General features: G+C 57.0%; 15 protein-coding genes and 1 tRNA gene. 2 read left to right on the top strand and 14 right to left on the bottom strand.

Annotated features, from left to right (window positions below):
- Positions 1-110: 110 nt before the first annotated feature.
- The 4 genes from B1C80_RS20435 to B1C80_RS20450 form a co-directional block, all read right to left on the bottom strand.
- A complete protein-coding gene (locus B1C80_RS20435) occupies positions 111-935 on the bottom strand; it encodes an energy transducer TonB (RefSeq protein WP_077923073.1) in 825 nt (274 codons plus the stop codon).
- A 4-nt stretch (positions 936-939) separates the two neighbouring features.
- Positions 940-1,473, bottom strand: coding sequence for a biopolymer transporter ExbD (locus B1C80_RS20440; protein ID WP_077923074.1), 534 nt, complete (start codon positions 1,471-1,473; stop codon positions 940-942).
- Between the two features lie 75 nt (positions 1,474-1,548).
- Positions 1,549-2,175, bottom strand: a complete 627-nt coding sequence (locus B1C80_RS20445; RefSeq protein WP_077923075.1) for a biopolymer transporter ExbD — start codon at positions 2,173-2,175, stop codon at positions 1,549-1,551.
- A 64-nt stretch (positions 2,176-2,239) separates the two neighbouring features.
- Positions 2,240-3,073 carry a MotA/TolQ/ExbB proton channel family protein gene (locus B1C80_RS20450; protein WP_077923076.1) on the bottom strand — a complete coding sequence of 278 codons (834 nt, stop codon included), beginning with the start codon at positions 3,071-3,073 and terminating at the stop codon, positions 2,240-2,242.
- A 608-nt stretch (positions 3,074-3,681) separates the two neighbouring features.
- On the opposite strand from B1C80_RS20450, the gene B1C80_RS20455 reads away from it, so the two are divergent.
- Positions 3,682-3,978 carry a hypothetical protein gene (locus B1C80_RS20455; protein WP_129603177.1) on the top strand — a complete coding sequence of 99 codons (297 nt, stop codon included), beginning with the start codon at positions 3,682-3,684 and terminating at the stop codon, positions 3,976-3,978.
- A gap of 151 nt (positions 3,979-4,129) precedes the next feature.
- On the opposite strand, the gene B1C80_RS20460 is transcribed toward B1C80_RS20455, so the two are convergent.
- From B1C80_RS20460 to pbpC, 9 genes are all read right to left on the bottom strand, one after another.
- A tRNA-Pro gene (locus B1C80_RS20460) sits at positions 4,130-4,203 on the bottom strand.
- A 96-nt stretch (positions 4,204-4,299) separates the two neighbouring features.
- Complete coding sequence (locus tag B1C80_RS20465) at positions 4,300-6,702, bottom strand: M1 family metallopeptidase (RefSeq protein ID WP_077923078.1); 2,403 nt, start codon at positions 6,700-6,702, stop codon at positions 4,300-4,302.
- 23 nt (positions 6,703-6,725) lie between these two features.
- Positions 6,726-9,128 carry a M1 family metallopeptidase gene (locus B1C80_RS20470; protein ID WP_077923079.1) on the bottom strand — a complete coding sequence of 801 codons (2,403 nt, stop codon included), beginning with the start codon at positions 9,126-9,128 and terminating at the stop codon, positions 6,726-6,728.
- A 116-nt stretch (positions 9,129-9,244) separates the two neighbouring features.
- The gene (locus B1C80_RS20475; RefSeq protein ID WP_077923080.1) at positions 9,245-9,856 is read right to left on the bottom strand and encodes a HupE/UreJ family protein; all 612 of its coding nucleotides are present in this window, start codon (positions 9,854-9,856) and stop codon (positions 9,245-9,247) included.
- Between the two features lie 2 nt (positions 9,857-9,858).
- On the bottom strand, positions 9,859-10,368 hold the full coding sequence (locus B1C80_RS20480; protein WP_077923081.1) for a gamma carbonic anhydrase family protein: 510 nt from the start codon (positions 10,366-10,368) through the stop codon (positions 9,859-9,861).
- 75 nt (positions 10,369-10,443) lie between these two features.
- Complete coding sequence (locus tag B1C80_RS20485; RefSeq protein WP_077923082.1) at positions 10,444-11,793, bottom strand: hypothetical protein; 1,350 nt, start codon at positions 11,791-11,793, stop codon at positions 10,444-10,446.
- A gap of 226 nt (positions 11,794-12,019) precedes the next feature.
- Entirely contained in the window at positions 12,020-17,536 is a 5,517-nt protein-coding gene (locus B1C80_RS20490) for an alpha-2-macroglobulin (RefSeq protein WP_077923083.1), read from the bottom strand.
- A 117-nt stretch (positions 17,537-17,653) separates the two neighbouring features.
- Entirely contained in the window at positions 17,654-18,091 is a 438-nt protein-coding gene (locus tag B1C80_RS20495) for a nuclear transport factor 2 family protein (RefSeq protein ID WP_077923084.1), read from the bottom strand.
- Positions 18,092-18,158: 67 nt separating this feature from the next.
- Positions 18,159-20,534 (bottom strand): penicillin-binding protein 1C, encoded by a 2,376-nt coding sequence (gene pbpC, locus B1C80_RS20500; protein ID WP_077923085.1) that lies wholly within the window; start codon positions 20,532-20,534, stop codon positions 18,159-18,161.
- A gap of 39 nt (positions 20,535-20,573) precedes the next feature.
- Between pbpC and B1C80_RS20505 the strand changes: the two genes are divergently transcribed.
- Positions 20,574-21,968 (top strand): MBL fold metallo-hydrolase RNA specificity domain-containing protein, encoded by a 1,395-nt coding sequence (locus B1C80_RS20505; RefSeq protein ID WP_077923086.1) that lies wholly within the window; start codon positions 20,574-20,576, stop codon positions 21,966-21,968.
- A 74-nt stretch (positions 21,969-22,042) separates the two neighbouring features.
- Here the strand turns inward: B1C80_RS20505 and B1C80_RS20510 are convergent, their stop codons facing one another.
- Positions 22,043-22,246, bottom strand: coding sequence for a hypothetical protein (locus B1C80_RS20510; RefSeq protein WP_077923087.1), 204 nt, complete (start codon positions 22,244-22,246; stop codon positions 22,043-22,045).
- Positions 22,247-22,319: the final 73 nt, after the last annotated feature.

Consider the following 22,319-nt stretch of genomic DNA (forward strand, 5'->3'; position numbering starts at 1 on the left):
TGAGAGGAGGCTATCAGTGCGATGCCTCCTCCCATGTATGCCAGCGAAGCCAGCACTGCGATGTACAGTGTTAGCTGCGCCAGACCACGATTTCGTCCGCGCATGTTGGTTTATTCCAGCGTGAAGTTGATCGGTAGGTTATACTTTACCCGAACCGGACGGCCCGACTGTTTACCGGGACGCCATTTCGGCATGCTTTTTACCACGCGGGTTGCTTCTTCGTCGGTCCCGAAGCCCAGTCCTTTCAGAACCTGAACATCCTGGATACTACCGTCGGTATTAACAACGAAGCTTACAAATACCCGGCCCGATACGTTTGCACGCTGAGCCGCAGCCGGATAACGCAGGTTTTTCTGCAGGAACTGACCAAGTGCGGCCATACCACCCTGGAATTCGGGCTGCTGTTCAACCACCGTAAAGATTTCTTCTTCTTTGGGAGCTGCTTCAACGGCTACCTCTACCTTGGTTGGGCCGGCACTCGCTTCGGGGGCAGCAATTACCTCTTCAGCGTTAGGGTCACCTTCCTGGGTTTTTTCGGCAGCGACGGCTTCTTTCAACTCTTCAACGGCCGGCGGTGGTGTTTCTTCGGGTACTTCCTCGTCGGGCTTAACTTCCGGCGGCAGGAATTTAACCGTATTCACCTTCGGTACTTCTACCGGCGGTGGTGGCGGTGGCGGTGGTTCGTTGGGATCAATTGGCGGGGGGGGGAGCTTCATAAGGTCCACCTCAACCATTGCCTGTTCTTCAACTTCCGGAGTCAGGGCTGTAATGATCGTTGGGGCCAGTACGCCAAGCGTAAACAGCACACCACCGATGATTAACGCACGGGTAACGGTCTTTGGATACGCTTTCCGCAGATCGTACGCACCATACGCCTGGTTCCGGTTGGCAAACACTATATCATCCAGTGTTGCGTTTTTGGGAGTTTCTGCCATGGTGTTATGCGTCTATTTTAACTTTGTCTTTGAGAAGGGTTTTCTCATCCGCGGTCAACTGGTCAACCAGCGCGTACCGTTTGGTTTTCGTAATGGCCATCTCATCCAATACGTCGACCATGTTCTTGTAGGTCGACTCTTTGGTTGGCTTGATAACCACGACAAATTTGTCACTGCCTACTTTGCGGGCGTTTTCCTGAATGGCCTGCCGGAATTCGTACCCGTAGCCAACTGTTTTCAGCTCTGGGTCTTCGTTAGCCGCCTTACCGAAAATGTAATGCGCCTTGTTGTCTTTACCCAGGAAAACGGTCATTACGTTAGAGGCCTTGATAGGCTCCGTTTCCTCTTGTTTGGTTTTATCTGGCACGTTGAGCGTCATCGAAGATGGCTTGCTCAGGGTGGTAGCCAGGATGAAGAATGTGATCAGCAGGAAGCCCAGGTCAACCATCGGCGTCATATCAACGCGGGTCGACTGTTTCTTGGACCGTACCTTACCACCATCATGTCCACCACCACCGCCAGTGTTAATTTCTGCCATGGCTTGTTTGGTTTTCGGTTTACAGCTTACGGCCCTGGCTACCGATGTGCCAGGTACCGTAAGCTGTAGACGTTGTTAGTCTGCCTTCCAACCAGCCGGGGGCGCTTCCGTGCCCGTGATCAGGTTGAATTTGTTGATATTCTGCGCCTGGAGCGTAGCCAACACGTTCTTGAACTCCGGAAACTTGGCGAGGTTATCCCCCTTCAGAGCGATCCGCAGGTCATTATTGGCCTTTCTTGAGTTGAACACCCAATCTTTCAGTTCATTGTTCGCACCGGCACCGGTCGAATCGGTCGGAATACCTGGCTGCTTGATCTTCCCCTGCTGTTCTTTCGACAGGTTCAGATACTGCTTCAACTGCGCGATGGGCATACCGAAGTTTGACATCAGAGCAAACTCTTTTTTCTCGTTTGGCGAGAAGGTAATGCCTTTGGCTGCCGCGACATTTTCCAGCATTTCCATGCGTTCCTGCTGGTTGTCGATACCGAAATAAACCTTGCCGTCTTTACCCAGGCCGATGGTCATGATATTCTTATCAGGGACTTTGATCCCGGAGATCGACGAAGGGGTTTCAATGCTGGCGGCATCCTGGGCCCGGAACTGGGCCGTCAGAATAAAGAACGTCAGCAACAGGAACGCCACATCAGTCATCGCCGTCATGTCCACCGAAGAACTAGCACGTTTGATTTTAACTGCTGGCATATTTTAATCTGTTTCTGCGAATCTGCTGAGCAGACTGGCTAATGAAAACGTCACCTAAGCGCGCCTAGTAGTGAGCTGCGAAATTCTGTTGGATGCTCAGACCGATTTCGTCGATGTTGTACGTCAGTACGTCGATCCGGCTGGTGAAGTACGAGTACATGATCGTAGCGATAGCAGCCGTACCGATACCCAGAGCCGTGTTTACAAGGGCCTCCGAGATACCCGTCGACAGAGCAGCCGTATCAGGCTGGCCGGTAGCACCCATAGCTGCGAAAGCCCGGATCATACCAAGTACCGTACCGAGCAGGGCGATCAGCGTCGAAACCGAAGCCAGCGTAGCAATGATCGTCAGGTTCTTCTCGAGCATTGGCAGTTCAAGCGTCGTAGCTTCTTCTACTTCTTTCTGCAGCGCAACCAGTTTCTGTTCTTTGTTCAGTTCGGTGTCGGTCGACAGCTGCTGGTATTTCAGCAGGGCGGTTTTTACTACGTTACCGATCGAACCTTTCTGACGATCGCACTCGGCAATAGCGCCCGATACGTCGTTGCGGTCGAGTTGGCTCTTCACCTTCCGAACGAAGTCATCAATCGAACCTGAGCCATTGGCGCGGCCGATGGTAATGAAGCGCTCAATCGAGAACACCAACACCGTCAGGAAACATGTGAACAGGATCGGCACGATAAAACCGCCCTTGTACACAGTCCCGAAGTAATCGCCTGGGAGCGGCTCTTTCGTATTGTCGCCTTCCTGGAAGTGGCTACCATCGCCGAAGACAAACATGTACGTCAGGATACCGATCAACAGCAGAACCGGAATCACGAGTGCTGGATTCAGACCGCCCGACTTCTTCTTAGGTGCAGCTGCTTTGGCTGGTGCTGGAGAGGGTGTTTGTGTTTTCATTGGAACTGGACTGTAGGGTTAAAATTAAAAGTTGGTTTGCCCGGTAAAAAAAGTGAAAATTTTAGATTGTTTGGGTTTTGTCAGTCAAAAATTTGACCGCAAGCGATCGAAACCTCCACAAAACTATAGTTTTTCCGATGAATACAACGCATCCCTATTATCCAAAATTTTCATTCTAATGGCAATCCATCAACAAATACTTGGATATATTCGACTGACTACAAATGCTCCTGAATGACCCTCTCCTGCGGTAAAGCCTTGTTTTTCAACCGTCCGAAGTACAATTGTATGGCTATGAGTGAGCTACATTCAACGGGTTTGGGCGGGGCTCTCTTCATAAAATAATTGTTAAGGTTGATGCTCCCTACTCGTTTGTCCAGCCAGAGCTATGCCTTTTAGATGCGTACCAGTATCAGAATCCACACGATGCATCCTATATTTTTTCGCAGAAGCGTTGCCTGTAAGGGGCATAATGGCCCAGGGGCAGGTTTGCGACTGTAAAACCTGGATATTCTCTCCGGCTCAGATGACGAATTGCAAACGGCGCAGTCTAACAACTTTAACCCTACTTTAACCCGAACTAAACGTCATCTTAATCCGGTAACGAGATGTTTGTATCGTCAAAAGAAACAGGAGTTTCACTCCCTCCATCATTCCCAAACCATTCACTGGAAACGACCATGAGCAGCTACCGCACCACCACCATTACTGTTTTTATTGTTTTTGCCGGCTTGATGGGTTTAGTATTACTGCCGGGGCTATCTATGCCGTTGATTGGTAAACTGGTGGCCGTATTTCTGTCGGTTGTGCTGGTCGCTCATGCCGCGTTGTCGTTGTGGCAGGGAACCAATCTGGCTACCGACCTGATCGATTACGAACCGGTGCAGGCAGGACGTACAGAATAGGCTTGGTCAAGTTTCTATAGATTGTGAGAGAGGCACCTACGGGTGCCTTTTTTGTTGGCCTGACAGGTCGTAGTAACCGAGGCCACCCAGACAAATTCCTGCGGTATGGACACAAAAAAAGCCAATCGGATCGATTGGCTTTTCAACTAAGTCGGGATGGCGGGATTCGAACCCACGACCTCTTGCACCCCATGCAAGCACGCTACCAGGCTGCGCCACATCCCGAATGAGGTCTGCAAAGGTAATTAATAAAGCCAAATGCGCAATGGATATTGATGAGTATCGCTCAATATCCATTGCGCATTTGGCTTTGGTCAGCCTCTACTCATTCCGGCCGGTACCCTGTACGGCGGGCGGGGGCGTAGTGCGCCGTTGCTGCTGCATGGGGTTCGGGGGGGCTCCACCACCCCGTTGCTGCTGCTTAAACAGCTGAAAGCGGGTCGGTTGCGACGAACGCGGAAACGAGTTGTTCTCGGTGTCGATGTCGGCGATTTCCTGATAGGGGTCCAGCGTCCACTGGGTTACTTTCTTGCTGGTGGCAACGACTTTCCGAATCTGAACATCGTTGAAGCGCCAGATTTCGGCCGGGAAGCGGGCCACCGAGTCGGTGCCATCTTCAAACTGCATCCGTACAATGACAGGCATCGGTACGCCCCCCTTGTTCTTCAGCGAGAGGGTGTAGAAGTTAGTCTTCGTGTTTGTTTCCAGCGTTTTGCGCTCTTCTTCGCTCAGCGTAGCCAGGTAATCCTGATACTTCTTCTTATCGGCGTCGGTAACGGCGTAAGGATCGTAGGCGTTGTAGAAGTCCTTCATGGTGCTGTCCTGAGCCACCACGCTTTTGTCTTTGGTAGCCGCATCGCGCTGTTTGCTGATGGTATTGGCCCGGCGCTGGGCGGCTTCACGAGCGGCTGCTTTGGCCACAACCGGATCCTGGTTGTCGACCTGGAACCAGTCTACCTCTACCAAATCCTGATCAACGGGCTCAACGCCGTAGAACCAGCCTTTCCAGAACCAGTCGAGGTCAACGCCCGAGGCATCTTCCAGCGTCCGGAAGAAGTCGGCTGGCTCGGGGCTCTTGAAGGCCCACCGGCGCGCGTATTCCTTAAAGGCGTAGTCGAAGAGTTCGCGGCCCATGACCGTTTCGCGCAGGATGTTGAGCGCCGTGGCGGGCTTGGCATAGGCGTTGGGACCGAGGCTGATAACGTTGTCGGAGCTGGTCATGATGGGCGACAGTACCGACTTGTCAGACTTCATGTAGTCGACAATCTGTTGCGGCTCACCCCGGCTTGTCGGGAAGTTATAATCCCATTCTTTTTCGGCCAGATACTGACAGAACGTGTTCAGCCCTTCGTCCATCCAGGTCCACTGGCGCTCGTCGGAGTTGACGATCATGGGGAAGAAGTTGTGCCCTACTTCGTGGATAATTACGCCGATCATACCGGCTTTGGTGCGCTCGGAGTACGTGCCATCGGGCTCGGGCCGACCGCCGTTGAACGAGATCATGGGGTATTCCATGCCGCCACCTGCCGTAGCATGACACGAGATTGCCACCGGATACGGGTACTTGATGGTACGATTGCCGTACGATTTGAGCGTGTGTTCTACGACGCGGGTCGAGTACTGGCCCCAGAGCGGGTTGCCTTCTTTCGAATAGAACGACATGCTCCAGATCTTACGACCGTCGCCGTATACGTCGGTTTGCATGGCGTCCCAGATGAATTTACGGCTGCTGGCAAACGCAAAATCACGTACATTGTCAGCTTTGTAAATCCAGGTTTTCTTCGCTTTTACGTCGGTTGGCTTGGCTTTTTCGGCGGCTTCGGCTTCGGCCTGGGTTACGATGACGACCGGCGTTTTCGAGTTCGCGGCCTGAGCCATGCGTTTTTGCTGAGCCGCCGTGAGCACCTGCTTGTAGTTCTGACATTCGCCGGTAGAACCGACGATGTGGTCGGCAGGGGCAGTGATGGCCACTTTGTAGTTGCCGAAAATGAGGGTAAACTCACCCTGCCCCAGAAACTGCTTGTTCTGCCAGCCATTTACGTCGCTATAGGCGCACAAACGCGGAAACCAGTGGGCAATGAAGTAGTTGGAGTTACCGTCTTTCGGGAAAAACTCGTAGCCACTGCGGCCGTAGTACTCCGTAATGAAGTAGTTCCAGTCAATGTTGAATGAGTAACTGGTGCCTGGCTTGAGGGGGGCCGGCAGGTCGATACGCATCATAGTCTGGTTGATGGTGTACTTCAGGGGCGTGCGCGATTTGGCATCGGTAACGGCCGTGATCTTGTAGCCGTACTTGTCGGTAGCCTGGGTGTTGCTCCGCTCACGAACCGAGGTCAGGTTCTGCAACTGGGCGAAACTCATGCCGTTTTCGCTCACGCCACCGGTGCGGGTTACGCTGCCGGTCGAGCCTTTGGCAAACAGGTTCTGATCGAGCTGGAGCCAGATGTAAGGCAGTACGTCGGTCGAGTTGTTGTGGTAGGTGACCGTTTCAGAACCGATGATCTTCTGATTGGCATCGTCGAGTTCGACCTTGATGTCGTAGTCGGCGCGGTTCTGGAAGTAATCTTTGCCGGGAGCGCCCGCGGCCGTACGGAAGGTGTTGGGCGTTGGGAGCATGGGCCCGAGCTGCTCAAAACGCGAGTTGGCGTTCTGCGTTGGAGCGGGTTGCTGCGCCAGTACGGTTGCCGACCAGAGGGCCAGGCAGGAAAGAAGGATTTTTCTCATAGTTTGCTGCAGGTTGTTTGGTTCTAGTTTCGACCGCTTCCCTGAACGGCAGGACGCGGGGGTGTCGACTGGCTTTGGCGTTGCTGCTGCATGGGGTTCGGCGCGGTTGCTCCGCCCCCCCGCTGCTGCTTGAACAGCTGGAAACGGCTTGGCTCGGCCAGGGCCGGGAAGCTGTTGTCGTCGGTATTGATATCCGCAATTTCCCGGTAGGGGTCCAGCGTCCACTGGGTCACTTTCTTGCTGGTGGCAACGACTTTCCGAATCTGAACATCGTTGAAGCGCCAGATTTCGGCCGGGAAGCGGGCTACCGAGTCAGTGCCGTCTTCGAACTGCATCCGTATGATCACGGGCATGGGTATCCCGCCTTTGTTTTTCAGCGACAAGGTATAGAAGTTGGTGCCCGCTTCGGCCAGTTTCCGCTCGTCGGGGGTGAGGGTGGCCAGGTAGTCCTGATACTTCTTCTTGTCTTCGTCGGTAACGGCGTAGGGGTCGTAGGAGTTGTAGAAGTCCTTCATGGTGCTGTCCTGAGCCACCACGCTCTGATCTTTGGTAGCCGCATCGCGCTGTTTGCTGATGGTATTAGCCCGGCGCTGGGCAGCCGCCCGTGCTTCGGCCTTCGTTACTTCGGGGTTCTGGCTGGCGGGTTGAAACCAGTCTACCTTTACCAGCGACTGATCGACGGGCTGAACACCGTAGAACCAGCCTTTCCAGAACCAGTCGAGGTCAACACCCGAGGCATCTTCCATGGTCCGGAAAAAATCGGCGGGCGTGGGCGACTTGAACATCCACCGGCGGGAATATTCCTTGAAGGCGTAATCGAAGAGTTCGCGGCCCATCACCGTCTCGCGCAGGATGTTGAGCGCCGTGGCAGGTTTGCTGTAGGCGTTGGGACCAAAGGTGTTGGGCAGAATATTGTCGGAACTGCTCATGATGGGCACCTGCTGCGTAGAGTCGAGCTGCATGTAGGGGACAATGTACTGCGGTTCGATACCCCGGGCCGGAAAATCGGGATCCCACTCCAGGCAGGCCAGCCCTTCGAGGAAGCTGTTCAGGCCTTCGTCCATCCAGGACCACTGGCGCTCGTCGGAGTTGACGATCATGGGGAAGAAGTTGTGCCCTACTTCGTGGATCACCACCGAAATCAGGAAGTTCTTGGTTCCCTGCGAATAGGTACCATCGGCCAGCGGACGGGCGCCGTTGAACGAGATCATGGGGTACTCCATACCGCCAATGGGGCCGTGTACGGAGTAGGCTACGGGATAGGGATAGTCGAACGTACGGCGCGAGTAGGAACGCAGGGTATGCGCCACCAGCCGGGTCGAGTACTGGCCCCAGAGCGGATTGGCTTCTTTGGGGTAGAGCGACATGGCCCATACGCGCTTGCCACCTACGTTGGGCTGGAGGGCGTCCCAGATAAACTTACGGCTGGTTGCGAAGGCGAAATCGCGTACGTTATTGGCTTTGTAGATCCAGGTTTTCTTGCCGGTCGGCTTGGCTTTTTCGGCGGCTTCGGCTTCGGCCGGGGTTACGATCTGTACCGGATTTTCGCCGGGTTTGTCACCTTTGGCTTTGGCGCTGTTCCAGCGGGTCAGCTGCGCAGCGGTCAGCACCTGCGACGGGTTCTGAAGTTCACCGCTGGCGCCTACTACGTGGTCGTTCGGAACGGTGATGGCCACTTTGTAATTGCCGAAGATAAGGGTAAACTCACCCTGCCCCAGAAACTGTTTGTTCTGCCAGCCATTTGCATCGTCATAGGCGCAAAGCCGCGGAAACCACTGCGCTATCTCGTATACGTAGTTGCCGTCTTTCGGGAAGAACTCGTAGCCCGAACGAGCCCCAACGGATTTGGCGTCGACGATATTAAAATTCCAGTCGATCGCAAACGAAACCGACTTGCCGGGCGCCAGGGGCGTGGGCAGATCGATGCGCATCATGGTCTGATTGATCGTGTACTTCAGCGCTTTACCAGCTGCATCGCGTACCGATGTGATTGTATAGCCGTACTCCTTGTTCCGCAGCGCAGCGCTGGGGTCCAGCTGGCCGGGCGACGCGCCCCGTTCGGCGTTGATGCTGTTGGTTTCGGTGGTATTGCCGTCGGCATCGGGCTTAAAGAGGTTCTGGTCGAGCTGGAGCCAGAGGTAGCGAAGGGCGTCGGATGAGTTGTTCTGGTATGTGATGTTCTCCGAAGCCGTTATCCGTTGTTTGGTATCGTCGAGTTCGGCTTTGATGTCATAGTCGGCGCGGTTCTGGAAATAGTCTTTGCCGGGAGCGCCTGAAGCGGTACGGAAGGTATTGGGGGTGGGCAGCATAGGCCCGAGTTGCTCAAAACGGGTGTTGGCCTTCTGAGTTGGCGCTGATGGCGCCTGTGCCTGCGCCGTTGTGAATCCGATGGAAACACCGATCGCCAGCAAAATTATCTTTTGCATGAAGTGAGTTTGTCAGAATTTGGATTAGGAGAGTAAAATTATAGAAAAAGCGTAATATGCCCATTGCGCTTTTTCTATATAGCCGCATATAATCATCGGGTTCATGAACCGCGTAGCTACTTGCCCGCTACTAACTCATTGTTCAGAATCAGGGAAATAGCCATGCCGGCCACGATTCCTGAAACGACCAGTACCCACCGGAGCCGGCTCCGCCGAAGGATATCCAGCACCACGAAGGCAATGGCCAGAACCAGCGTTACAATGAGCAGCTGCCCCAGCTCCAGCCCGATGTTAAACGCCAGCAGCGGCTGAACAATGCTGACTTCGCGGCCGAGCAGGCTGCGCAGGTAGTTGGAGAAGCCCATGCCGTGGATCAGCCCGAAGACCAGAGCCAGGCCGTACCGCCAGTAGCGATTGGGCGACGGGGTGGTGGATTGCAGCCGGGAGCGGGGTTCCTGATAAAACAGGTTGGTTATGGCCGTGATCAGGATCGTAACCGGAATCAGCAGCTCGATGAGCGCCGTGCTGTAGTCGATCAGTTGTAAGGTAGCCAGGGCCAGCGTGATGGAGTGACCAATGGTAAAGGCAGTGACCAGCACCAGTACCTGCCGCCATTGCTGGAGGGTATAGACCGTACAGAGCGCTATCACGAACAGAATATGGTCGTAACCACCGGGATCGGTGATGTGGTCGAAACCCAGGCGCAGGTAGATGAAAAACTCGTCCATACTTACTTAAACCACTCGGCGTACATGACGTAATTATTGGCGGTGCGATCAAAAATCTCGGCCTGTTCCGGAGAAACCGCTTTCAGGAAACGGGCTGGGTTGCCGGCATAAATGGAGCCGGGCGGAACGACCGTATGCTGGGTGACGATGGCGCCAGCCGCAATGATGCTGCCTGTTCCGACCACCGCGCCGTCCATGACGATAGCCCCCATGCCGATCAGCACCCGATCTTCGATCGTGCAGCCGTGTACAACGGCATTATGGGCAATACTGACCGAGTTACCAATGGTCGTGGCGTATTTCTGGTAGGTGCAGTGAATAACGGCTCCGTCCTGAATATTGGTCCGGTTGCCGATGCGGATGCGGTTGACATCGCCCCGCACAACGGCGTTGAACCAGACCGTACAGTCATCTCCCATAGTTACGTCACCAACCAGGGTGGCGTTGTCGGCAAACCAGCAGTTATTGCCGACCTGCGGCTCTATGCCGCGTACAGGTTTAATCAAAGCCATGCGGCAAAGGTAGTTCCTGTAATGAAAAAAGCCGACTCCTGCGAGCCGGCTTCTTCCGGAGTTGTTTCTGGCTGATTACTTCTTCATCTTATCGACCAGTTTTTCGAGCGCTTCTTCAACGTCGTCGACGGAGCGGTTCACTTCGCGTTTTACTTTCTTGAAGTCATCTTCACCCGCCCGCTGCACTTTATAGTACGAATCGGTCAGTTGACGACGCTTGTCTTCAAGGTCTTTAACACGGTCTTCGCGCTCCTTGCGGGCTTTCTTGCTTTCACCTTTTACTTCTTCTTTGGCTTCGTCGAGCTGGTCGTCCAGTTTGTCCATCTGCTCGTCGATGCGGTCGGCCAGGTCGCGCCGGTCGCGTTCAAAATCGCTGTCGTTGTCGCGGTTTCGACGGCTGTTCCGGTCGTTATCCCGGTCTGACCGATCGTCCATCCGGTCGCGGTCATTCCGGTCGTCCCGGCGGTTGTTGGTCCGGCTGTCGTCGCGATCGCCGGCCTCGTTGCGGTCGTTACGGCCGTTGAAGATACCGGCTATGCCACTTCTGTTATCCCGATCGTCGCGACTATCGCGGTCGTCGTTCCGGCGGTTATCCTGGTCGTCGTTCCGGCGATCTTCCCGGCGGTTGTCGCGGTCATCGTTTCGGCTGCTGTCACGATCGTCGTTTCGGTCATCCCGTCGGCTGTAACGATCGTTGTCGCGGTCGTCGCGACGGTTATCCCGGTCATCGTAGCGGTCGCGACTGCGCTGGTCGTCGTAGCGGTCGTCTGAACGGCGGTCGCTGTACTGATCCCGGTTCCGGTCGTCATACCGGCTGCGATCGCGGTCGCTGTACGAATCCCGGTCATCACGCGAGCGATAGCTGTCGTAATCTGAACGGCTGCTGTAGCGGTCGCGGTCGTCCCGGTCGCTGTAGCGGCTGTCGTTGCGATCGTCGTACCGGCTGTACCGGTCATCGTCGCGGTCGTCATACTGACTGTCGCGGTCGTCCCGATCATCTGAGGAATAGCGGTTATTATACGAACTGCCCCCCGACATACGGCTCGGGCGGTCGTAGTCACTGTCAGCATCGCGGTACCGGTTGTTGTACGAGCGGCTGTTGCGGAAGTCGTTCTGGCTCAGCCGCTCGTCGTTCCGGTTGTTCCGGTTGCGGCTAAAGATACCTTCGCCCCGCTCGCTGTCGCGATCATTGTCGCGGTCGCGGCTGGAACGGTTGCGGTCGTTATACGAGGTTTGCCGATCGTTGCGATCGTCCTCATCCCGACGGTAGTCGGCGGTTCGGCCGCGGGCGTTGCGGTCATTGCGTACCATTTCCTGCCGGCTGGCGTTCGAGTCGCCATAGAGCCACCCTTCTACGGTGGCGCAGGAAGATAAACCTACGGTAGCAGCCAGCAGGGAGGCAACTACCCATGTCCTTCGTTTCATATCGTTGCGTTGAGTTTTGTTGGTAAGATCAGTCTGCACAGGTCAAAAAACATACCAACCCGCTTGCAGACCTATAAACCCTGACACATACGTAAATGTTAGGATTTTTCTCTACGGTAACCGTAGAGTATAGTCCCGTGGCATCACACGTACCCGGGGGATGCCGGTTGTGTTCGGTAGCCCCCGGATCAGGATACAAACAAGGGTTCCGTCAACTGGAAAGCGCTTACCTGATTGTTATTGTACCCGCCCCGTTATAGCTCCGATACTCGTGGTTATACATGGCATCTGCCGAAACCGGACCCACCACAAACCGACCTTTCGACACGGCGCGGGCGAGGTAGTAGAAAACCTGTTCGGTACCGGTTGCTTTTGTGTAAAAGTTGATGCGGTCGTCGCGCAGGTCGAAATGCTGCGGGGTGCTGGCTCCTTTGACCCAGCTCAGATCGCGCTGTTCGGTCAAACGCGGGTTTTCTACCTCCAGCCCGGCCGGCAGCAGGTCGGTCACAACTACATTGTCGACGGCCAGCCCGCTGGTACTCGCTACCGATACCCGCACAACAACCAGATCGTTCTGCCGGGCTTCGCTGATGGGGGCGCCGTCGCGGTTCAGATAGGTCCGCCGAACCCGCAGGCCGTTATCTTCTTCGGTTACCTGCCCCGAGGCCGGTACGCCTTCGCTGGCCGCGAAGTAGTATACGTTGCCGGTACCTTTGGCGTTCAGGCTGATCGGCTGACCAACCGGTACCCGTTTGAGGTTCAGGTAGTCGGCAGCCAACGTGCCCAGCGAGTTACCCCCTGCCGATACGGTAGCCGTGGCGGTACTGCCCGCGTTCTGCCGGGCCAGCTTGCCGAGCGCCAGAAAAGCAAAGGCCGCTTCCTGAGTATTCAGATACTGACTCTGGCGGAGGGCCGTTGTCAGCTGCCGGGCCAGGGCCGGAATCTGAAGGTTATCCCGATCCGTAGCTACGAGGGCATCGAGCGACAGGGCCAGATTGCGCAGGGGTGATGCGTAACTGCCACCGGTTTCGCGGCCGGTCATGGTATCCGTATAGCGTTTGGGCAACAGAGCCGCAGCCGATCGGGTGTCGCCGGTACGAACGAAGGCCGAAGCCAGCAGGTAACGGCTGTCGGTGGTAAGGGCAGCTGCATTCTGTTTATGGTAGTTCATGGCCGACCGGTTGGGCTTGCCAGCCAGCGCCAGTACGTACAGGCTGTACAAACTGGTTCGGCTGGTCACCGACCGAACCGTCCGGCCGCCGGTTTCATCGTAGGCTACCTGCTCTTCTTTGGCCGGCTGGTTGGCCAGGTTGGTGAGGTAGTCGATCGCTTTACTGGTCACTGCCGGCGAAACTTCGTAACCCGCCTGACTTGCTTCGACCAGAAAATGCAGCGCGTAGGCCGTAGCCCAGGCGTCTACGCTGGTGCCTTCCATCCCGGGCCACATCGAAAACCCACCGCTGGCGGCCTGTAAACTCCCAATCTTCTGGATGGCCTGCTGCACGTTGGTGGCCGGGTTCAGGTCGCTGTCGCCGGTGCGGACAAAATAGGTGTTGGTTGCCACCTGCCTGGTCAGGTCAGCGAAGTAAAGCTGCGGAAACGCTTTTGAAATGGTTTGCTCCAGACAACCGTGTGGGTAGCCTAGCAGGAACGATAGCTCACGGCCGTACTGCGCCACCGGCGATCGGCTGAGGGTCAGGCTGGCCCGGGCGGTACCGGGCAGAAAACCATTGCCTGCTAGGTTGATGGTGGCTGATTTCCCGGCCGCTACGGCACCCGAAGCAGTAGTTTTTTGCAGAGAAGCGCCCGGCTGCACGGTGATGTCGGTTTTCTCGGTAAAGGTTTCTCCGCGCAACGACGCCCCCACACCCGTAACGGTAATCGTTACGGCTCCGGCACCTATGGCTTGTTTGGCCGCGATTCCGAACGTCAGCCGGCTCTCGCGACCCGGCGCAATGGTTAGTTTTCGGGTGGTGAGGCTGTCGGCTGAGAGTGGGCCGCTCAGGCCGAGCCGGGCCGTTACGACGGCGGCCTGCGTGGTCGTGTTGCTGAGGTTGACCGACAGGTCGAGCTGATCGCCGGGGGTCAGAAAGCGCGGTAAGCCGGTGCTGATAACGATCGGGTCGGCCACTTTCATATTCGTGTTGGCCGAGCCAAAGGCGTTGTCTTTGTACGCTACGGCCATTACCCGCAGATCGCCCGAAAACTGGGGGACATCGACCGTAAACTCGGCTTCGCCGTCGAGGCCGGTTTCCAGAATGCCGCTCCAGAGCGCTACCAGCCTGACCCTGCCGTTGCTGAGCGGGTTGACCCGCCGTTCGAGATCGTAACCATCGCCCCCTACGCTCGATGCCGAGCGCAGCGATAGTTCAGGGTAGAGCAGGGCGTACAGGTCGTGGCTGCTGACTTCGAGGGCGCGTTTCTGGTAGAAGAACCCGTGCGGATCGGGGGTTTTGAAGTTTTTCAGCTGCAGGATGCCTTCGTCCACAACGGCGACCGTTACCTGTGCGTTGCGGGCTGTTTTGATGCGGATGGTCTGCTTCGTTTTGGAGCGCGACTGGGTAGCGGCCGTAATCGCAACAGGCAGCTGGGTGCTGTTGTCCGTTACGGGTATCGGCGCAAAACCGTGGGCTACGGTGAGCGGTAGGTTCGTGTTGTCCATGGCCCGGATCAGCGTGGCCGTTACGTACACATTCGGGAGGTGGTCGGCACCAACCGCGAAGCTCCACTCGGCCGACTTGTTGTTGGTCGTCAGCCACTGCTGCTCCATGACCCGGTTGCGCTCGATGGTTACCAGCAGCTTCCCGTCGAAGGGGGCTTTGAACAGAATTTTGGCTTTGTCGCCGGTCTGGTAGGCGGGTTTGTCGAGGGTCATCAGCACCTGCCCTTCCTGACTGACCTCAAACGACGAAGCCGAGGTGCTGCCGTAACCGTAGGCGTAGACCGGCGTGGCTGCGTACCCGCTGGCCGACGCACCCGGGCGCCGGACCCGGATTTCGTACTCGCCCGATACCGTTGGCACGTAGCGGAACGAGGCTTTGCCCCCTTTGAAGAGCAGGGTGTTGGTATAGACCGTTTTCTCGCGCTTTTTGGTCGTGTATTTGATCTGGTCGTTTTCCTGTTTTTCGATTACGGTCTGGTAGTCGAACCGAACGACCTCCACGCTGGCCGATGCCGACGGGCGCAGCGAACCGCTGGCATCGACCGCTACCAGTTCGGCGGCCAGGGGAGAGTTGGTCGTTACGTACGAGTCGGCCAGGCGTATGCCGAAGAGAACCGGCTGGGTCTGTACCTCGAAACGCCGAAGCCGGTTTACGGGTCGCCCGTTTTCGTCGAATACCGTTACGAAGAGCTTACCCTCCAGCAGGCCAATGTCCTGGTAGGTGGCCGGAATCTGGAAGCGTTCGGTGGCCTGCCCGTTGGCGTTGGTTTTGCCCTGCCGTACCTCTTTCGGAAAGGTGCCGGGCGCCCCCGCCTGCCCGCTGGGAATGGCAAACGAATAGTCCTCGAAGCCTTTGGGCGCGAAGGTTTTTCGTTTGAGCTGAAATTCCATTTCGTACGACCGGTCGCTGGCGGGCGGGCCAAACAGGTTCATAGCCGTGGCCGACAGGGTGATGGTCTGGCCCGATTGATACCTGGTGCGGTCGGTCAGCACGTCGACTTTGATGCGGTCGGGTACAAACTCTTCGACGCTGATGGGCTGGGCGGTCAGCAGTACGTTGTTGGCGTTCAGGATTTCGATGGTATAGCTGCCCGTAACGGCGGCCGGGTCGAGGGGGATGTCGGTCGACACCGCGCCCTGGGCATTGGTTGTTTTGCGGAACGCCCGTACCTCGCGGCCATTGGGCGCCAGCAGCCGGATCAGCACCGGAATCTCGCCCACGCTCTGCCACGCCAGCGACCGAACCAGGGTATTGATATGAATCGTTTCGCCGGGGCGGTAGATGTCGCGGTCGCCGTAGACGAAGGCGTCGAAACCCGAGGGGTTATCACGTTTGCCTTCTACTTCGAAGCGTGATGTTTCTACCTGGGCGTCGGGCAGGAAGAGGAAATTGAAGTCGCCCCCGTCGGTTGCTTTGCTGTCGGTTCGGGCGGTGATCATCCGGATCGTGAAGCCGGGGGCTTTCTCGTCTACTTTCTCGAAGCGGGCAAAGCCGCTGCCGTCGGTGGTGAGTGTATAGACCGACTGGTTGTTGCTGCTGACGAGGGTTACTTCTACATTCTGCAGCGGTTCGGCCGTTCGGATGGAGTTGGCCCAGACCAGCACGTCGGTATCGGTCTGGTGAGCGACCAGGCCAATATCCGATACCGAAACCAGCTGCGTGCTTTGCAGATAGGCTTCGTCTTTGGAGCCGACCGATACCAGATAAACACCCTTGAAGTTGTTGTTCTGATCGGGCAGGGCAATGTTGAGCGCCGAAACGCCCCGCACCTTAGGCAGGTCTTCGGTGTCGACGGTTTTGCTGACCAGCACCTGGCTGAGGTCGTTTTCGTCATCGCCGTTGTAGCTGTAGCTGCCGGTTGGGCCCCAGGAGCCATCGCCTTTCTCGGCGTACTGTTCGTAGCGGTACGACCGGAAATAGTTGAGCAGGTTATTCTCGTACAGTTTGGCAATTTTGACCTGCACCTTCGGCACGTTGACGATGTTCAGCCCAACGTTTCGCGACCCTTTCGAGGATAAATACAGGGCTTTCTGACTGGCGAACGCAATGCTGGCGGGCATCTTCCCGAAAAACAGATCTTTGGTAACGGGCTCGCTGAGTCGGGTGCCCAGGGTACCGCGGATCTGATCGGTCAGCGTCAGTACATAGGTGTCGGTTTCGGTAAAATTACCCCGGATGATGAAGCCGTTCTCGGTCAGTTCGGCCGTTGTTTCGACCTGTGGCTGAATGGTGTAGTACTGGCTCAGCCCGCCCGAGCCCGCATCGGCCGGTTGCAGCTCCTGGGTGGTGATAACCCGAACAACCCCCGCTGGGCCGCCCGTTCGGCTGGCTTCGAAACGCGTCTGAACATCTACCACGTCAACGCTGGTCTGGGCAGGTAACGAGGCCGTTTCGTCAATAACATCCTTACTGACATAAGCCGTGTTGGCTACTTTCAGCCCCTTGTCGATTTTCAGTTGAAGCGGCTGCTCGTTCCGGACGGCGGGCGCGTTCATGAGGGTCATAACAACGCTGCTGCCGGCCTCGCTGGCGCTGAGCTGCGTCGGGAGGCCTTTGTCGTCGGTGCTGACGGTTACTTTACCGGCTACTTCGCCCGCACTGACGGGGTAGTTGAAGTTCAGCCGGGTACGGGCAACGGGCTGTCCGGTTTCGCGGGCTTTGGCCCACCAGGTTTCGGTGCTGGTCAGCTGCAGATAGGGCGTGTGAAAAGCAATGACCTCGTTCGAAACTTTCACATCCTTGTCGGTCGCCCGGTTCAGCAGCTGGTCGGTCAGTTCGGCCCGGTAGTCGGTGGCCGCATCGAAGGCGGTAGCGGGTGAGAAGATCAGTTCGTTGGGAGCCACCCACTTGAACTTACCCCGAACGGCCGGGATGAACCGTACGTACTGGGTCGAGTCCCATTCGTCGAGCGCGGCCGCGGGACCAACGTTTTTATTGAAGGTAAACGTCAGGTTCTGCGTCTGCTGTACTTCATCGTCGAAGTTGCGGCCCACTACGCTGACCTCGTTGAACGAAAGCCGGGCGCACTGGAAAAGAAGAAGACAGAAGAAAGGAACGGGGAGTAACCGACGGATTTTCATGGGGTCAGGACAAGAGTACGATAGGGAACGAAAAAACCCACTCTAACTACGCGGAGTGGGTACTGAATTCAAAGAAGTTGCCGCAGGTATTGAGTGATCGGCAACCAGGGATAGCCGCTATTTGGTGGCCGTAAACTGAACGTTGGCAATTTTCCAGGTCGATCCCTGCTTCACGCTCATGACCGAGAAAGAGACAGTATTCTCGAAGTTCTGCCCCTGAATGCTGCCTTTGGCTTTCCAGCTGCCGGTCGTTACGGCCGCGTCGCTGTTGTACTGGCGGGTCCGGGCGTTGGATAGCGTACCGGTTTCGATGATGACATACCCCCCGCCCACACCCTGCGCCAGCAGATCGCCGTCTACCGTTGCGCCGTCGAAGCTGGTAATGGTAAAATCGGACGTCATGTATTTGCTGATGGTACCATCTTCGTCGAGCATGGCTTTAAAGAACGCATTGGTCAGGGCTGTTGGGTCCTGCGAGGGGTCGGTAGGGGTGGTCTGGGCAAAGGCAGCGCTTGTCAGTAGCAGCGCCAGTAGAACGGATAAAAGGGGTTTCATAGGAGTATGTTGGCTTTTAAGGTGGAAAAGTGTGAAGAATTTGTGGAAACGCAAAATGAACAAATCCTCACTCGGCCCTGACCAGGATGCGCAGGTCGGTATGTCGGCCGCGGTCGTCGGCGCAGGAAATTTTCAGCGCACCCGGCCGGGGTTTGAAAAACACGGCTTCCTGCGGACTGGCTTTGCGGTACAGTTTATCATTCAGGTACCAGAAAACGGTTTCCACATCGTTGGGGGCCTGACAGCTTAGCTCGAGTTCGGCGGGCTGGCGGGGGTTGATATAATACTCACTGCCTTCGCTGGGGCTGGTAATCAGCGGACCACCCGACCCGAACACCCGCTCGCAGGCCGGATTGTGGGGCGGTATACGGGCCACCGGTATGCGCTGGGCCTGGTAGAAAGCCAGTACGTTCGGAGCCAGGTTGGGATACATCCGGCGAACGGCTCCGCTGTCGGGGCGGCAGTGGGCACAGTAGGCCAGCGTACCTGTCTGGTTGGTCCAGATGGGCTTGCGGTGCTGGCAATACCGGTGCCGCGACACCCCCATGAGGTAATAGTCGGTAATGGGGTTCAGGCAGGAGTCGCCGGGAATATCGCCGGTTTCGGGGCAGATCAGCCGCATGGCCAGCGTACGCGGTGGGCGTATCCAGCCGCTCGGGGCGTTGTAGTCCAGGGCGTTGAAGAGCTGAAACAGCAGCGGAGTGGCGGTGTTGGCCCCGCTCAGTTCAGCAACGCCCACCCCCGAGAAGTTACCGACCCACACGCCGATCGTATACCGCTGGTTGTAGCCGATACTCCAGGCGTCGCGCCGGCCGTAGCTGGTGCCGGTTTTCCAGGCAATCCGCGGCAGATGGTAGCTGTTGTCGAAGTTATTGGGCAGGTCGGGCCGGGTGATCTGGGTGAGCGTGTGGCCAATCAGGTAAGCTGCTTCGGCCGAGAGAATCCGCGATCCGGCCGTTTGCTGACCCGCAGCGGCCGGGGTGAGCCGCCCGTCGGTGACCACGCCCCCGTTGGCAAAGCCCGCATATAACCGGGTCATCTCGTCAAGGGTAACGCCACAGCCGCCCAGAATCATCGACAGGCCGAGGTCGCGGGCCTGCTTCTTCACCGTCGAGAAGCCTGCTTTGCGCATGGTTGCTACCAGCGTTGATGTGCCGATGTCGTTCAGCAGCGCCACGGCCGGTATGTTGAGCGAGTTGGCCAGGGCGAATTCGGCCGTAACGGGGCCGTTGAACCGCTGGTCGTAGTTGCTGGGGGCATACCCGCCAAAATTGGTCGGTACGTCGGCCAGTTTGGTTTTGGGGGTGATCTGCCCCCCGTCGAAGGCCAGTCCGTACAGGAGCGGCTTGAGGGCGCTTCCCGGCGACCGTACCGCCCGCACCCCATCGACCTGCCCCCCGTCGAGGGTATTGGCGAAGTCGGCCGAGCCGATGTAGGCCACCGTTTCGTGGGTTCGGTTGTCGAGTACCAGCACGGCCGCGTTATGAATATTCAGCGCCCGGATTCGGTTGGCGTAGTTCTGCACGAGCCGCTCCGCCGTGGCCTGGGCCGCCGGATAGAGGCTCGATCGAATGACAGGAACTTCCGGATACTCGGCCCGAAGCCGTCGCGCCAGATGCGGAGCCAGCTGGGGTGCGGCTCGCCGGTAGGCCGTAAGGGGTTCGGCCAGGGCGTCGGCAATGGTCGCGTCATCGTAGAGACCCGCCGACCGGAAGCGGGCCAGCCAGCGGTTGCGCTCCTGCACGATCCGGGCGTTATTCTGACCGAGCCGCAAACTCGACGGGCGGTTCGGAATGATGGTCAGTGTAGTCAGTTCGGCCAGACTCAGCAGCGCGGGTGGCTTGCCGAAGTACAGCAGCGAGGCCGATTTGAGCCCTTCGATGTTGCCGCCGTAGGGAATCAGGTTCAGGTACAGTTGCAGAATCTCGTCTTTCGACAAACGAATTTCCAGCTGCACCGCCCTCAATAGCTCGATCAGCTTGCTGGCGTAGGTGCGCGGGCGGGGCTCGAGCAGCCGTACGGTCTGCATCGTGATGGTCGAAGCTCCGGAGGTGCGCCGGCCGTTGAGGAGGTTCCGCCCGGCCGCCCGCAGCAGGGATACCGGGTTGAACCCCGGGTGGTACCGGAAGTAAGTATCTTCCTTGAACAGGATGGCGTCGCGCAGGGCGGGCGTGATGTCGTTCAGCTCGGCGTACATACGCCACTTGTCATCGCGGCTCAGGAACGCGTGCAGAATCTGCCCGTCGCGGGCCGTAACCAGGGTGGCATACGGGACCGTAGTTCGGATCGGGAAGGCCAGGTCGAGCCCGGTAGCCAGCAGTCCGCCAGCCGCCACAACCCGAACCCAGGTGGGTTTGCCGATGCGTTTCAGCCAGGGGCTTGCTGTTTCCTGCACCCAACGGCGTAACTTAGGGCGTCGATCTGCTTCGTTAAGCCTTGACATATTCACGAAGAAAGATACCTAAACCCGGCTGTTCTGCCAATGACCATTCAATTTTTCGGTGCCGCCCGTACCGTGACGGGTAGCAAACATCTCATTACGACCGACCGTGGCGTGCAGATTCTGCTCGACTGCGGCTTGTTTCAGGGTATCAATACCGACGAGCTGAACCAGACCTTTGGCTTCGACCCGGCCCGCGTCGATTATATGGTCCTGTCGCACGCTCACATCGATCATACCGGCCTTATTCCCCGGCTCGTTAAGCAGGGGTTCCGGGGACCGATCTATACGACGGCCTCTACCATCGATCTCTGCAACGTGATGCTCATGGACAGCGCCCGCATTCAGGAGCGCGACCTGGACCGGGTCAACAAACGTCGGTCCCGGCGCGGTGAGCCCGAGCTCGACGTCCTCTATGACGAGCAGGACGTTGAGCAGGCCCTCAGCCAGATGCAGCCGGTTCGGTACGGCCAGCCTTTTGCCATCGGCGATACCGTAACGGGCTTACTGACCGATGCGGCCCACCTGCTGGGCAGCGCGGCCGTAAGCCTGACCATCCGGGAGCAGGGCGCGGAAAAACGCCTGTTCTTCAGTGGCGACATTGGCCGTCCTGACGATAAAATCCTGCGTCGGCCCGATCCGTTTCCGCAGGCCGATTACATCCTCTGCGAATCGACCTACGGCGACCGGATTCACGAAGCTGAACCCGACATGAAAGCCCATCTGCTGCGTATTGTAGAGGATACCTGCGTAAAAAAACGGGGCAAACTTCTGATTCCGGCCTTCGCCGTTGACCGGACGCAGGAGTTGATTTACGCCCTCGACCAGCTATCGAGCGAAGGCCTGCTGCCGCGGCTGCCGGTCTACATCGATAGTCCCATGTCGGTAAAAGCAACCGAGGTCATGCGTGATCACGAAGACGATTTCAACCCCGAGATTCTGGCTTACATCAAGAAAGACGGCGATGCGTTTGAGTTTCCGAACCTGCATTACGTGTCGGACGTCAACGAATCCAAAGCCATCAACGACCAGCGGGAGCCGTGTATCATCATTGCACCCTCGGGTATGGCCGAAGCCGGACGCATCAAACACCACATCAAAAATAACATCGAGAACCCGAACACGACCATTCTGCTGGTGGGGTACGCATCGCCCAACAGCCTGGGTGGCGCGTTGAAACGGGGCGATGCTGAGGTGACGATCTTCGGCGAACGCTACCCCGTAAACGCGCGGGTTGAGGTGATGGACTCCTTTTCGGCCCATGGCGACTACCGGGAGATGCTCGACTTCCTGAGCTGCCAGAATCCGGCCCGGGTCAAAACCGTTTTTCTGGTCCATGGCGAGTATGACAAACAGCTGGTCTGGAAAGAAAAGCTCGAAGCCGCCGGATTTGCCGACGTGCAGATTCCCGACATGATGGATAAAGTCGATTTGTAAGACGCCGGGTAGACATAAAAAACCCCCGGCCTGGTGGCCGGGGGCTAAGAGCGGTCAGGAAAAAGAAAGAGTCGTCAGGTAAAGCGAACCCGGGCGAAGCAACGGTTCAGTACGGCGCGATAAACTTTGCCGAATTGGGCATAACACCAGCGTTTGAGCTGTTTTACTTCATCTGGAATCAGCATCTGAATGGCCTTCGCCAACTCTTTCTCGAACAGGGCTTTGTCAAAACTCACCTTCTGAAGGATAGTCTTGATGTACTCGAGCATGGAAAGCATACGTTTGAACGTTTTCTGGTTAGAGGAGCCGATGAATGAAAAAAGAGGTTTGTAGGTTCTTGGTACGCGTATC

It is taken from the genome of Spirosoma sp. 209 (genome assembly GCF_002006735.1).
GTDB classification, from domain to species: Bacteria; Bacteroidota; Bacteroidia; order Cytophagales; family Spirosomataceae; genus Spirosoma; species Spirosoma sordidisoli.